Source organism: Pradoshia sp. TA40_28 (assembly GCF_059694525.1).
Genome location: NZ_JCATZO010000003.1, coordinates 346,478 through 360,368 on the forward strand (window position 1 = coordinate 346,478; position 13,891 = coordinate 360,368).

The 13,891-nt window shown below is 38.0% G+C and carries 12 protein-coding genes; 5 read left to right on the plus strand and 7 right to left on the minus strand.

Annotation, left to right across the window (positions count from 1 at the left end; all coding sequences use genetic code 11):
• Positions 1 to 154: 154 nt before the first annotated feature.
• The gene (gene acsA / locus AC58NB_RS05750) at positions 155 to 1,873 is read right to left on the minus strand and encodes an acetate--CoA ligase (RefSeq protein ID WP_497425861.1); all 1,719 of its coding nucleotides are present in this window, start codon (positions 1,871 to 1,873) and stop codon (positions 155 to 157) included.
• A gap of 273 nt (positions 1,874 to 2,146) precedes the next feature.
• Between acsA and AC58NB_RS05755 the strand changes: the two genes are divergently transcribed.
• Genes AC58NB_RS05755 through AC58NB_RS05765 form a run of 3 tightly spaced genes read left to right on the plus strand, consistent with a single transcriptional unit; the run spans position 2,147 to position 4,604 of the window.
• On the plus strand, positions 2,147 to 2,779 hold the full coding sequence (locus tag AC58NB_RS05755; protein ID WP_497425862.1) for a GNAT family N-acetyltransferase: 633 nt from the start codon (positions 2,147 to 2,149) through the stop codon (positions 2,777 to 2,779).
• Between the two features lie 35 nt (positions 2,780 to 2,814).
• On the plus strand, positions 2,815 to 3,462 hold the full coding sequence (locus tag AC58NB_RS05760) for an acetoin utilization AcuB family protein (RefSeq protein WP_497425863.1): 648 nt from the start codon (positions 2,815 to 2,817) through the stop codon (positions 3,460 to 3,462).
• Positions 3,459 to 4,604 carry an acetoin utilization protein AcuC gene (locus tag AC58NB_RS05765; protein WP_497425864.1) on the plus strand — a complete coding sequence of 382 codons (1,146 nt, stop codon included), beginning with the start codon at positions 3,459 to 3,461 and terminating at the stop codon, positions 4,602 to 4,604. The genes AC58NB_RS05760 and AC58NB_RS05765 overlap by 4 nt, the downstream gene beginning before the upstream one ends.
• Before the next feature lie 215 nt (positions 4,605 to 4,819).
• Here the strand turns inward: AC58NB_RS05765 and ccpA are convergent, their stop codons facing one another.
• The gene (ccpA, locus tag AC58NB_RS05770; RefSeq protein WP_497425865.1) at positions 4,820 to 5,818 is read right to left on the minus strand and encodes a catabolite control protein A; all 999 of its coding nucleotides are present in this window, start codon (positions 5,816 to 5,818) and stop codon (positions 4,820 to 4,822) included.
• A 335-nt stretch (positions 5,819 to 6,153) separates the two neighbouring features.
• Positions 6,154 to 7,239, minus strand: a complete 1,086-nt coding sequence (locus AC58NB_RS05775; protein ID WP_497425866.1) for a bifunctional 3-deoxy-7-phosphoheptulonate synthase/chorismate mutase — start codon at positions 7,237 to 7,239, stop codon at positions 6,154 to 6,156.
• A 204-nt stretch (positions 7,240 to 7,443) separates the two neighbouring features.
• Between AC58NB_RS05775 and AC58NB_RS05780 the strand changes: the two genes are divergently transcribed.
• Positions 7,444 to 9,621, plus strand: coding sequence for a cell division FtsA domain-containing protein (locus AC58NB_RS05780; protein WP_497425867.1), 2,178 nt, complete (start codon positions 7,444 to 7,446; stop codon positions 9,619 to 9,621).
• A gap of 20 nt (positions 9,622 to 9,641) precedes the next feature.
• On the opposite strand, the gene ytxJ is transcribed toward AC58NB_RS05780, so the two are convergent.
• The 3 genes from ytxJ to AC58NB_RS05795 are packed head-to-tail and all read right to left on the minus strand — an operon-like array spanning position 9,642 to position 11,213.
• Complete coding sequence (ytxJ, locus tag AC58NB_RS05785) at positions 9,642 to 9,968, minus strand: bacillithiol system redox-active protein YtxJ (protein WP_497425868.1); 327 nt, start codon at positions 9,966 to 9,968, stop codon at positions 9,642 to 9,644.
• A gap of 40 nt (positions 9,969 to 10,008) precedes the next feature.
• Positions 10,009 to 10,680, minus strand: a complete 672-nt coding sequence (locus tag AC58NB_RS05790; protein ID WP_497425869.1) for a YtxH domain-containing protein — start codon at positions 10,678 to 10,680, stop codon at positions 10,009 to 10,011.
• A gap of 29 nt (positions 10,681 to 10,709) precedes the next feature.
• The gene (locus tag AC58NB_RS05795) at positions 10,710 to 11,213 is read right to left on the minus strand and encodes a DUF948 domain-containing protein (protein WP_497425870.1); all 504 of its coding nucleotides are present in this window, start codon (positions 11,211 to 11,213) and stop codon (positions 10,710 to 10,712) included.
• Between the two features lie 166 nt (positions 11,214 to 11,379).
• Between AC58NB_RS05795 and AC58NB_RS05800 the strand changes: the two genes are divergently transcribed.
• Positions 11,380 to 12,495, plus strand: a complete 1,116-nt coding sequence (locus AC58NB_RS05800) for an aminopeptidase (RefSeq protein WP_497425871.1) — start codon at positions 11,380 to 11,382, stop codon at positions 12,493 to 12,495.
• Between the two features lie 48 nt (positions 12,496 to 12,543).
• On the opposite strand, the gene murC is transcribed toward AC58NB_RS05800, so the two are convergent.
• Entirely contained in the window at positions 12,544 to 13,845 is a 1,302-nt protein-coding gene (gene murC / locus AC58NB_RS05805) for a UDP-N-acetylmuramate--L-alanine ligase (protein ID WP_497425872.1), read from the minus strand.
• Between the last annotated feature and the right edge of the window lie 46 nt (positions 13,846 to 13,891).

The following is a 13,891-nucleotide window of genomic DNA, read 5'->3' on the forward strand; positions in this document are numbered from 1 at the left end:
CTATAATAATCCTCAAAAAAAGATTTCTTGAAACTTTACCAGTTTAATATTCATTATCTTTTTCCCTATAATTAAAAATATATAGGCTGAGGCTTAATAGAAAATAAAAAGAGGTGTTCATAAGGTCATCGAAACCTTATAAACACCCTTGTTTTTAATCTTCCATTGTTGATAAGTCACCTGTAGGCAATTCAAGCTCCCAGGCTTTTAATACCCTTCGCATAATTTTACCGCTGCGTGTTTTTGGCAGCTTGTCCTTGAACTCAATCTCTCTTGGTGAAGCATGAGCAGCAAGCCCTTGTTTAACAAATAGCCTAATTTCTTCTTTTAGTTCATCCGAAGGCTCGTATCCTGATCTAAGGGCAATAAACGCTTTAATGATTTCCCCTCGTACTGGATCCGGTTTTCCGATTACTCCGGCTTCAGCAACAGCCGGATGTTCAACCAATTTGCTTTCAACCTCAAATGGTCCTACCCGTTCTCCAGAAGTCATAATAACATCATCAATTCTTCCTTGGAACCAAAAGTAGCCATCTTCATCCATATAAGCAGAGTCCCCTGAGACATACCATCCAGATGGCATAAAATAGGATTCATATTTTTGTTGGTTATTCCAGATTTGCCTCATCATAGATGGCCATCCTTTTTTAACCGCTAAATTACCCATTCGGTAAGGCGGCAACTCATTCCCTTGGTCGTCCACAATCGCAGCCTCTACTCCAGGTACCGGTTTCCCCATAGAGCCAGGTTTTATCTCCATACAAGGGTAATTACAAATCAGCTGTGCTCCAGTTTCTGTCATCCACCATGTATCGTGAATCCGTTTTGAGAATACTTTTTGCCCCCATTTAATAACTTCAGGGTTTAAAGGCTCCCCAACACTGAGTACATGACGAAGACTCGATAAATCATATTGTTTTACAATCTCATCCCCAGCTCCCATCAACATACGAAATGCGGTTGGAGCACTGTACCAAACGGTCACATGGAAATCCTCAATTGTTTGATACCAGGCTTCAGGACTGAATCGGCCACCTGTTACAACGGAAGAAGCTCCATTCAGCCACGGTGCAAATATTCCGTAAGCCGTCCCTGTAACCCAACCTGGGTCTGCTGTACACCAATAAACATCCTCTTCTTTTAAATCAAGAACCCATTGCCCCGTTTTCAGATGTTGAATCATGGCATTATGAGCATGCAGAACGCCCTTTGGCTTTCCTGTAGAACCGGACGTATAATGGAGAATCAAACCATCTTCACGATCCACCCATTCTATCTCTAATTTTTTTGAAGCTTTTTCATATTTATCGTTAAAATCAATATATTTACCATTCTCTTCAACTTTATCGCCAACTACAAAAATATGTTTTAAATTTGGCAATTCATCTGCAGGTATTCTGGAGACTAATTCAGGAGTTGTGACAATTACACTTGCCTCACTGTCTTCTAGGCGGTCTTTAACCGCTCCTTCCATGAATGCTTCAAATAGAGGTCCAACAATAGCTCCTAATTTAATAGCACCAAGAACAATAAAATACAATTCTGGTGATCTTGGCATAAAAATAAATACCCTGTCACCTTTTTTTACATGGCCGGATTCCTTCAGTACATTTCCTGCCTTATTCGATAAATCTTTCATATCACTATATGTATACTTCTCATAGCGATTAGGGTCTTTATAATATAATGCTACCTTATTGCGCCTGAAATTTTCAGTGTGTCTATCAATACATTCGTATGCTGCATTCACTTTTCCCGTGGTATGCCAAGAGAATTCCTGTTCTACATCCTTCCAGTCAAATGATCTATAAGTTTCCTCATAGTTCGCTAAATTATAATCCCCTTTTTCAACAGAAAGCGCTTCCAGTTTCATAATTATTCCCCCCTGATCAAAGATAATATAGTGATAGTATAGTATAAAATCCATTTTATCTCAATTTTTAAAATATTTAATAACTTACACCAATATGTTACAATTTTGTTAATTGTAGTGTCTTTTAAGAAAATACAATCTTTCATCAGAAAATAGCCCAAAGAGGTTTCTTAATTTCCACTACTGATGACGTAAAAAGTTCATAACATGAATCGTTTACAGATTTTAAAGTACTGTATAATAGCTTTAAAATGTGACCTGGGTGGTGTATGAATGGAGCATAAAAAAACATATTATTCGAAAGAATTTAAAACGCCTCGTGGGCCGCTTGTTATTGAGGGTCCAGTCTCTCATAATCAATTGGAGGATCTTCATTTTCATGAAGGCCTTGTAGCCTTTAGAATTCCCGAAAAACAACATAAGGCTTTAATCCAAATTAGCAGCCTTCCTGAAGGCCGAATTATTATCGCAAGGGATCGTGATGAGATTATTGGATACGTTACCTATTTATATCCTGACCCTCTTGAGCGATGGTCAGAGGGGAAAATGGAAGATCTGATTGAACTGGGCGCTATTGAAGTCATCCGTGAATATCGCGGCTGTTCAGTTGGAAAAAATCTACTTCGGGTAGCTATGATGGATGAGTGGATGGAAAATTATATTATTATTACAACAGAATATTATTGGCATTGGGATTTAAAAGGAAGCGGCTTAAATGTATGGGAATACCGGAAAATGATGGAGAGAATGATGAGTGCGGGTGGATTGGAATGGTATGCTACCGATGACCCTGAAATTTGCTCTCATCCGGCTAATTGTTTAATGGCCAGAATCGGAAAAAATGTAGATAAAGAAAGCATTCAAAGATTCGATCAATTAAGATTCATGAATCGGTATATGTATTAACACACACCATTTATTGATCTTAAGGGGGGATACTAGTGATTATTGAAGATATCATGATCAAAGATGTAATTACACTACAGAATAACGCCACACTCCAGCAGGCAATTGACCTGGTAAAACAAAAAAAAATCAGGCATATACCTATTGTAGATGATGCACAGCAATTAATCGGCCTTTTATGTGATGTAGATATCCGCTCTGCAACTCCATCTATCTATCATTTAGATGAATACAAGGAGGATCTTTTAAAACCAGTAAGCGATATCATGATTACCGATGTCTATACCGCACATCCACTTGATTTTGTTGAAGAAATTGCCTTTGTATTTTATGAGCAAAAGATATCCTGTATGCCCGTAATCAAGGAGAATAAATTAGTTGGAATCGTTACGGAAACTGATCTTCTGCACACGTATGTAGAACTGACAGGTGCCAATCAGCCTGCCTCCCAAATAGAAGTAAAAGTCACCAATACACCCGGAACCCTCAGTGAAATTGCGGAAGTTATTAAAGGGCAAAATTCAAATGTGAATAGCATTTTTATTTATCCGTATAATGAAGACCCTGCTTTTAAAGTTCTGGTCCTGAGAATTCAAACAATGAATCCTCTTAAAATCGTTCAAGGGCTAAAATCGGCCGGATATGAGGTATTGTGGCCGAATATTCCGGAGAACAACCTATGAAGGAAGCTTCATTTATTTATTCATCCGATTTACTTTCCTATAAATTTAATGATGAACATCCTTTCAACCAAAAACGTCTGCAAATAACAGTGGATTTATTAAAAAAGATGGATGCCCTTAAAGAAGAAGATTGTATCAAACCAAGAATGGCTACTGATGAAGAGTTAAGTCTAGTGCATGATCTGGAATACATCAATTCTGTTAAATTAGCTGGCCAAGGTAAACTAGATTCTGATAAAGCATTAAATTATGGGATTGGCACTGAAGATACACCTATATTTCCCGGAATGCATGAGGCAAGTGCCTGGCTTGTTGGAGGTACATTGTCTGCCGTTGATGAAGTAATGGAAGGCCGTGCCCAGCATGCTTTGAATCTAGGCGGCGGTTTGCACCATGGGTTTAGAGGTAAAGCCTCTGGATTTTGTATTTATAATGACAGCTCTGTTGCTATTAAGTATATGCAGAAAAAATATAACGCAAGAGTACTTTATGTCGATACGGATGCCCATCATGGAGACGGGGTTCAATGGACTTTTTATGATGATCCTTCTGTTTGCACCCTTTCTATTCATGAAACCGGGCGTTACTTATTCCCGGGAACCGGTAATATTACTGAGCGGGGGAATGGTAAAGGGTATGGCTATTCATTTAATATCCCTCTTGATGCCTTTACAGAAGATGAATCCTGGCTCGATTGTTATGAGAAATCCTTTCAGGCTGTTATTGAATTTTTCCGACCAGACGTTATTCTAACGCAAAATGGTGCGGATGCCCATTACTATGATCCTTTAACACATCTATCTGCCACTACAGCTATTTATCAATATATACCTATGCTGGCCCATAAGCTTGCGCACCAATACTGCCAAGGAAAATGGATTGCAGTTGGAGGCGGAGGTTATGATATATGGAGAGTAGTACCCCGTGCATGGTCCTTAATTTGGCTTGAAATGACCAATAACCCTAATCGTTCAGGTCAGTTGCCAAAGGAATGGAATAATCATTGGTCAGCTTTAGCACCTGTGGCATTACCAAGTACATGGGAAGATCCACCTGATATGTATAAGCCTATTCCTCGGAAAGCTGAAATCACAGAAAAGAATGCGAAGACCTTGGACAAGGCACTTTACACCATCTCATAACCTTTATTGATACGGCAAATCATTAGGTTTACTTTATAGGATAAACCACGGACAAACTTTCATTACTTAACTAAAGCTTATAAAACTGGTCACAAGCATCATGCTACACACACCAAAAGATGAGGACTAAAATACCATGTATACAAACCACTATATTAAATAAAGCTGAACCATTTGTAGGAAAATTCACAAAATGGCTCAGCTTTTTTTTATTTTTATTTTGTTGAGTCTCTTTCTTCAATTCTGTATGGTAGAATCACAGTGGATTCATCCACCTCTTCCTTGTTCATTAACTTTGTCAACAAACGCATTGAAACAGCACCAATATCATATAAAGGCTGAACAACTGTGGTTAGACGCGGACGCACCATTAAAGATAATCTCGTATTGTCAGAGCTTATTACTTCAAGATCATCCGGTATAGAGATTCCTCTATCCTGTGCTGCATGGATGATACCAAGAGCAGCTTCATCTGAAATGACAAAAATAGCGGTCGGCTTATCTTCTAATTCCATTAATTGGTTTAAAGCTTCAATACCATCATCATATGTTGAGTCTGTTTCCACTACATACTCCTCATTGTATGGAAGATTAGCTGCTTCTAATGCTTTACGGTATCCCGGCAACATTTTTTTCTCTATAATTGCATTCTGTAAAGGACCTGATACCATCGCAATTTTCTTATGTCCTTTTTCAGCAAAGGATGTTATGACATCTACTACTGCTTGTTCATAATCAATATTAACAGATGGAATTTGAGCTGAATCTTCAATTGTTCCAGCCAATACAATCGGAACGGACGATCTTTTAAACTCTTCAATGTGTTGATCCGTAATATTGGAACTCATAAAGACAAGTCCATCCACCTGTTTCCCCAGCATGGTTTGAATCAAATGCATTTCTTTATCTTCATTTGAATCAGAATTGCTTAAAATAATATTATATTTATACATGGTGGCAATATCTTCTATGCCCCTTGCCAGCTCCGCATAAAAAATACTGGAGATATCCGGAATAATAACCCCAACTGTTGTTGTTTTTTTACTTGCCAGTCCACGTGCCACGGCATTTGGTCTGTAGCCAAGTCTTTCAATTACTTCATTTACTTTTTTACGTGTTGCCGGTTTCACATTTGGATTACCGTTGACAACCCGTGATACAGTAGCCATAGAGACACTAGCCTCCCGCGCTACATCATAAATTGTAATATTCATTTTTTACACCGCCCAACTCTCTCTTATCTTACCCTAATAGTATTGAATTAAGTACCATTTAGTATGTTATTATAATACTCTACCCTCTAAATTCGTGCAAATAAACACTTTATTAATATTCTTACTATTGTATACATAACTGAACATGTATTTTAATTTTATTCACCGAGGCTGATCCTTCTTTTCTTTGCAAGACTGTATCTGCCTAAACATCATTATACAACTCACACCTAGAATGGATCTCTCTTAGATTTATTCAAAAGATGAATTCCCCAATCTTTTTATGTAATGATAGATGAATGAAAAAGAGCTGCTAGGGTAAGCAGCTCTTTTTATTATACTCTAATACCGGTATTTTGAGTGAATTGCTTTATCTCTTTTACAAAGGTATCAAACTGGTCGAAGTCCATTTGTTGTGCTGAATCAGACAGGGCAACCGCCGGATCTGGATGAACTTCGGCCATAACGCCATCTGCTCCGATTGCCAAAGCAGCCTTAGCTGCCGGAATTAACAAATCCCTACGTCCTGTAGAATGCGTTACATCCACCAATACAGGTAAATGAGTTTCTTTTTTTAGAATAGGTACCGCTGAGATATCCAGTGTATTTCTTGTAGCCTTTTCATATGTCCGAATACCGCGTTCACACAATATAATATTACCATTTCCCTGTGCCATTATATATTCAGCTGCATTAATAAACTCTTCAATCGTTGCTGCCAGCCCTCTTTTTAGCAGAACGGGTTTATTAACCGCTCCCGCCGCTTTAAGTAATTCAAAGTTTTGCATATTGCGTGCACCGATTTGGATGACATCAATATACTTAACCGCAGTCTCAATATCTGCTGGGTTTACGATCTCGCTTATGACAGCCAGGTCGAATTCATCAGCGACCCTTTTCAGGATTTTCAATCCTTCTTCTCCTAAGCCCTGGAAATCATAAGGTGATGTTCGTGGTTTATATGCTCCGCCTCGAAGTAATTTATATCCTTTATCCTTAACAGCTTTTGCCACTGTCGCTACTTGTTCATAAGATTCTACCGCACAAGGGCCAAATACAAAAGATGCTTGTCCATTACCAACCTTCTCACCCTTTATATCAATAATCGTATCTTCTGGATGTTTCTTACGGGAAACAAGCAGCGCTTTACGATGGTCGTCCTCCTGTAATTCAAGGCTTGCTTTAAAAATCTCTTTAAATATATGTTCAATCGTTGATTTTTCAAACGGTCCATCGTTATTTTGGATAAGTGTATTAAGCATTTCTCTTTCTCTGACAGGATCGAAACGATATTGGCTTTGTTTCCCTTTTAATTCACCAATTTGTTGTACAACTTTTCCTCTTTCGTTAATAAGCTGTAATAATTGTAGATTTAAATTATCCAATTGATCTCTTAATTCATTCAATTCCTTATTACTCAATATCACTCATCCTCTCTGTTCTGCTTCCCGAGTTTTAGCATGGCTCGTAACAAATTATAAAAATTTCGAACCCGCTTAGTAAAATATTTTACATTTCAGTATATAATTGAAACTATTATAACGGATTAAAACCAAGTTGTCACTATTAAACCTTTAACCATAAACCGCTTTTAAGTATTAAAGCGTAAAAGGAGAGACGAATCCTTGACTAAAAAAATCTTTGCTCTCGATATTGGAACGCGCTCAGTCGTAGGAATTATATTAGAAATACGCCTGGATAAATATGTGGTTACAGAAGTATTAATAAGAGAACATACCGAACGTGCCATGCTGGATGGACAAATTCATGATGTCATCGCTGTCTCCAACGTTATACTCGATATTAAGCTTACATTAGAGAAAAAGCACGGCCCTCTTACTAAAGTATGCGTAGCAGCGGCAGGACGTGCTTTACGCACAGAGATTGGGAGATCTTCTATAAACATAACAGGCAAGCCTATTCTTTCTGCCGATGACCGTATCCATCTTGAATTAGCTGCTGTACAACAAGCCCAATTTAAGGTGGCTGAAAAAGAAGATATCCTAAATAATTTTCATTATTACTGTGTAGGCTATTCCGTCCTTCACTATTATCTTGATGGACAAGAGATTGGTAATTTACTTGATCAAAAAGGGGACTTGGCCGAGGCAGAAATTATTGCTACTTTCCTCCCCAGGGTGGTTGTTGAATCCTTATTTGCCGCTTTGAAAAGAGTTAATCTTGAACTCGAAGCCCTTACTCTAGAACCAATTGCCGCTATTCATGTTCTTATACCTCCTTCTATGAGAAGACTGAACGTTTGCCTCGTTGACATTGGAGCCGGAACATCTGATATAGCAATCACGGATGATCGAACCATCATCGCTTACGGAATGGTCCCGGTCGCAGGAGATGAAATAACAGAAGAGATTAGCGATACGTATTTACTTGATTTTCCAAAGGCAGAAGAGGTCAAGCGATCCATTACTGAAAATGAATGGATTAACATTCAGGATATTCTCGGTTTTGAATCGGAGATACCAAAGGAAGATATGATTACAGCCATCTATCCTGCCATTGAAAAGTTAGCAGATTCCATTAGTCAGGAAATTTTACGTTTGAATAATGCCAAGCCTCCTCAAGCTGTTATGCTGATTGGTGGAGGTAGCTTAACACCTCGTTTACCCGATATTCTGGCAGAGAAATTAAACCTGCCTGCCAATAGAGTCGCTCTGCGTGGAATAGACGCTATTAACCATTTAGAATTGGAGACTGAACTTAAAAAGGGACCTGAGTTGGTTACCCCGATTGGAATTGCCATTTCTTCAGAAGTAAATCCTATTCATTATGTCTCTGTTGAGGTTAATGGTATTCCTGTTCGTTTATTTGATTTAAAACAACTGACCATAGGAGATGCCTTGCTAGCGGCAGGACTGCAGCTAACAAAGCTTTACGGGAAACCTGGGGATCCAAAGGTCGTAAGTATTAACGGCAGAAATATTACGATACCAGGTAGTCACGGCGAACCACCTCTAATTAAAAAAAATAAGGGATACTGTCCATTGGATGCTGCATTAACTCCGGGAGATCAATTATGGATAGAAAAAGGGAAAGATGGCACAGAAACCTCTGTTAGTTTAAGTGAATTACTTGATGAACTGCCTAGCAGAAAAATTTTTATAAATGAACAAGAATACGATATACCGTGCTCCTTATTCATTAACGGATTTCCTGCTGTTGGCCATGAGGAAGTACACGATGGGGATCAGATTCTATTTAAAATGCCGGATACCGTACAAGAGGCATTGAAGTTTGCTGGATTGGATTCTATATTGGATGAACTTATGTCGTTCCACCTATTTATCAATGGCCAACAAGAAAGCTTCCCTTCATTATCAGGTTCCGTCTATGTTAACGGCAAGGCTGTGTCGTTTACTCATCGGATATCCGATCGTGATCATCTTACCTTAATCCGCAGAAATCCGGTAACGGTCAAAGATTTAATAGCTGTCTATCATACCGATGCGGGAAATCAGATCTCTGTAACTTTTAATAATCAACCACTTACTTTAACTAATAAATCCTATACGGTATATAGAGGAGATACGATCTTAAGTGAAACAGATATTCTTTTAAATCGAGAGTCCATACAAATAAAACGCGAAAAAGTATCCTCTTTTATTTTTCAAGATCTTTTTAAATACATTGAAGTAGAATTACCAAAGGAAAATCCGGGTGGTTTTCATCTTATGCGCAATAAACAGGAAGTTACGTTTTACGATGAAATTCGTAACGGAGATCAATTGGAAATTGTCTGGTTCCATACAAGTCCATCAACAATAAATAAACCGGTAAGGAACTAAACTCCTTACCGGTTTTCTAATTAGATATACTCTTTAATTGCTTGTTCCAGATTTTCAGCTGTAATTCTTCCATGAGAAGTATTCCACACTGCCTCACTATTTTTAAACAAAATAGCTTGGGGTGATTCATGCTTGATCCCTGTCAAATCTCGGACATACTCAGATAGTGGTTTGGCTTCCTGCACAGCCAGATAGGCTGTTTCAATAGCAGGATGTTCTTCAACAAAATGTGAATATTCATCAAAGGCTGCTCCACTGATGGGACAGGTAAGGCTATGTTTCAGAAGCAGAAAAACATTATTCTCCAAAAGTTGCTGAAATTCCTCTTGGTTATCAATCTTTTTCATCATTCTTCACCCCATTTTCGTTTATCCTCTGAAACCAAGGTTATTTTTTATTTGTGTTATTTTTAGAATTGGCTGATGCATTCCCTTTATTGCCGTTTAATTTAGTTGAATTGGATCCAACATTAACTTTTACAGTATTATTTGAACTGTCAGATGGTGTTTTACCAGAGGACGTATTCCCACTGGCTGTTGAATTGAATCCAGTTTTTTCAGATGCATATGTTTCTTCTTTGGCCGTATTTTTACTATCTACGGTTTCTTCTCCCACATACACATCATCTGGAGAATCTACAACCACATTACTTTCTCCCGTTTTATCCGTAGGATTTTCTTCTGTATCTGAAGATTGGCTGTCACTATCCTCGTTTGTAGTGTTACCAAATTTTTTCCTAACTGCCTCTGTTATTGGTGCACCTTTTTCTTTCGCTACAGAAATCCATTCTGTCCCTTTTTCAGTTGCCGTTTGTTTAAGCGCAATCCCTTTTTCAGTTGCCGTTTGTTTTAAAGCAGTTCCTTTTTCCATCAAAGGAGCGCCTTTTTCCATTAATGCATTGCCTTGTTCAGTTAAATCACTGCGAAGCTCTTTACCCGATTTAGGTGCTAAAAATAATGCTGTAGCTGCTCCCACAAGTCCTCCAACAATAGCTCCTACTACAAAATCTTTTGTAGACATTCCATTATCTTGATTCATGTTATCGATTTTATTATTCATTCTTAAACATCTCCTTTTTTTATGGTTGATTAAGATTGAGAACGTTGATATCTGGTTTCTTGTGTTGGCAATGTAACATCTGTATGAACTTCTGATGTAGAATATACTTCTGTTTTCTGTTCAGCTTTATGTTTTTTCCACTTATTCACAAGCTCGATGCATACATTTCCCCATTGCACTACCTGATTGATTTTTTCGTTATTTTGACTTGCAGCTAATTGAACGCGGTTTGTAACCTGATCAATAGTTTGATTTACTCGCTGGATTGAACCTCCCACACCTTTCACAGCATCTACCACTGTATTAAGTTCCTCTGATTTATGCTGAATATCTTCTGCCAGAGCGTTGGTTTTATGTAGCAACAACGTTGTCTCTGTTGTAATACCCTGCATTTGGGTTTCCAAGCCTGTCAGCGTACTGGAAACGCTCTCCATTGTTGTTTTAAGGGATTCTAAAGTTCTTGAAAGATAAATAACCAGTACAAGGAACGCTATGGCAATCACAGCCACACTTAAATATAAGATAATTTCCATCGTCTTCACTCCATCTCTGAATTATAATTAGTTTTTACCCTTTATTGCTTTATTTAAACTATATAGTAATTTATTCTCCCCTACAATATTCCTTCTTTCTTAATATTTTCAGTAAAGTAAGATACAATATAATAAGATTGTAGTTGAAGTTTGAGAGGAGAATTATATGAGGGATCCCAGAATTCAGCAATTAGCTCATAATTTAATTAACTATTCAGTAAAGTTGCAAAAGGGAGAAAAAGTGCTTATAGAGAATTTCGGTATCCAACCAGAATTAGTAAAAGCACTGGTACAAGAATCATATCAAGCAGGTGGATACCCTTTCGTCTCCACAAAGGACCAAACCATAGAAAGACAGCTTTTATTGGGTGCTACAGAGGAGCACTATAGCCTAATCGCAGAATTCGAAGCACAGGTTATGAACAAAATGGATGCTTACATTGGTCTGCGTGCAGGTGATAATATTTCTGAACATTCTGATGTTCCAGCTGAAAAAATGAAAATTTATGGTCAAACCGTTCAAAATCAGGTACATAGAGATATTCGGGTACCGAAAACTAAATGGGTAGTCCTTCGTTATCCGACTAATTCGATGGCACAACTAGCCAAAATGAGCACAGAAGGCTTTGAAGATTTTTATTTTAATGTATGTAACTTGGATTACGCTAAAATGTCTAAAGCGATGGACAGCCTGGTAGATTTGATGAATCAAACTGATAAAGTACGCATTATTGGTCCAGGTACTGATTTGCATTTTTCCATTAAAGACATCCCAGCTATTAAATGTGCAGGTGAACGCAATATTCCAGATGGAGAAGTATATACCGCCCCTGTACGCGATTCTGTAAATGGAACCATTACGTATAATACACCGTCTCCGTACCAAGGCTTTACATATGAAAATGTATGCTTAACATTTGAAAACGGAAAAATTGTTAACGCCACAGCTAATGATACGGAGAGAATTAACAAAATTTTCAATAGTGATGAAGGTGCACGTTATATCGGCGAATTTGCAATAGGCGTTAATCCCTATATTACGATACCAATGCAGGACATTCTATTTGATGAAAAAATCGATGGCAGCTTCCACTTCACACCGGGTCAAAGCTATGAAGAAGCACCAAATGGAAACCACTCCAGCATCCATTGGGATTTAGTGAATATCCAGCGTAAAGATTATGGAGGCGGCGAAATTTATTTCGATGATCGATTGATTAGAAAAGATGGCAGATTCGTCATCCCAGAATTAGAAAAACTAAATCCTGAAAATCTAAAATAAACAAAAAACCCTTCAAGTTCGTTATCTTGAAGGGTTTTATTAATGCATTTATTTTGTTATAAGATTTTCATAGGCAGCCTGCACTTTTTGAATATCTCCGGCACCCATAAATAGTAACACACCATCTTGATGATTTTTCAAGATAGATGGGTCCTCTTCCTGAATAATCTCAGCACCGTCCACCTTATTACAAAGATCTTTCACGGTTAGCTTTCCATTCAGCTCTCTTGCTGACCCAAAAATTTCACATAAGTATACTTTATCAGCTTCTTTTAAGCTTTCAGCAAAATCATCTAAAAACTTTTGAGTTCTGGAGAAAGTATGTGGCTGGAATACAGCTACAATTTCACGATTTGGATATTTTTGTCGAGCTGAATCAATGGTTGCCTTAATTTCTGTCGGGTGATGGGCATAATCATCAATTAAAATTTGCTGATCAACTTGCTTTTCAGAAAAACGTCTTTTAACGCCTGTAAACGACATTAAACGTTCCTTGATGATTTCTACATCAATGTCCTCATACTGACAAAGTGCAATCACAGCAAGAGCATTTAAAACGGTATGACGACCAAACATTGGAATCGTAAATGTCTCATAATAATTATTTCTTACATGTACATCAAATGTTGTCCCAGCCTCTGACGTAACAATATTTTTAGCCTGAAAATCATTTTCTTCATTAAACCCGTAAAAAATGACTGGTACTTTCGCCTGGATTTTTTGTAACTGCTCATCATCGCCACAAGCAATAATCCCTTTGTTTACTTGTAGTGCCATCTCTTGAAAGGCAGAGAATACATCTTCCAGGTTCGCAAAGTAATCCGGATGATCAAAATCAATATTGGTCATGATCGCATAGTCAGGCTCATAGGATAAGAAGTGTCGACGATATTCGCAAGCTTCAAAAACAAAGTACTTAGAATTTGCCTTTCCCTTGCCTGTTCCATCACCAATTAAAAATGATGTCGGCTCAGCTCCGCTGATAACATGAGACATTAAGCCTGTAGTCGATGTTTTTCCATGTGCACCTGTGATGGCTATGCTCACGAACTGTTTAAGAAAATCTCCAAGAAAACGTGGATAGCGAATGACTGGCAAGCCGAGTTCTAAAGCTTGAACAATCTCATCATGACTGTCAGGAAATGCATTGCCCGCTATAATCGTCATGCCTGGCTTAATATTCTCTTTATTAAATGGCAATATGTTTATGCCGGCATTTTCAAGCGCAATTTGAGTAAAAAAACGTTTTTCATAATCAGAACCCTGTACTTGATATCCCATATCATGCAGGATTTGGGCTAACGCGCTCATCCCGGATCCTTTTATGCCTACGAAGTGATAAACTGTCATAGAATGAACCTCCAACAAACGTCAATGCTGTATAACAGTATATGAC

Excerpts from the sequence above, each read along its gene's own strand:
- murC (WP_497425872.1), bottom strand. The coding sequence starts at position 13,845 with ATGACAGTTTATCACTTCGTAGGCATAAAAGGATCCGGGATGAGCGCG.
- AC58NB_RS05790 (WP_497425869.1), bottom strand. The coding sequence starts at position 10,680 with ATGAATAATAAAATCGATAACATGAATCAAGATAATGGAATGTCTACA.
- AC58NB_RS05765 (WP_497425864.1), top strand. The coding sequence starts at position 3,459 with ATGAAGGAAGCTTCATTTATTTATTCATCCGATTTACTTTCCTATAAA.
- AC58NB_RS05800 (WP_497425871.1), top strand. The coding sequence starts at position 11,380 with ATGAGGGATCCCAGAATTCAGCAATTAGCTCATAATTTAATTAACTAT.
- AC58NB_RS05795 (WP_497425870.1), bottom strand. The coding sequence starts at position 11,213 with ATGGAAATTATCTTATATTTAAGTGTGGCTGTGATTGCCATAGCGTTC.
- ytxJ (WP_497425868.1), bottom strand. The coding sequence starts at position 9,968 with ATGAAAAAGATTGATAACCAAGAGGAATTTCAGCAACTTTTGGAGAAT.
- acsA (WP_497425861.1), bottom strand. The coding sequence starts at position 1,873 with ATGAAACTGGAAGCGCTTTCTGTTGAAAAAGGGGATTATAATTTAGCG.
- AC58NB_RS05755 (WP_497425862.1), top strand. The coding sequence starts at position 2,147 with ATGGAGCATAAAAAAACATATTATTCGAAAGAATTTAAAACGCCTCGT.
- ccpA (WP_497425865.1), bottom strand. The coding sequence starts at position 5,818 with ATGAATATTACAATTTATGATGTAGCGCGGGAGGCTAGTGTCTCTATG.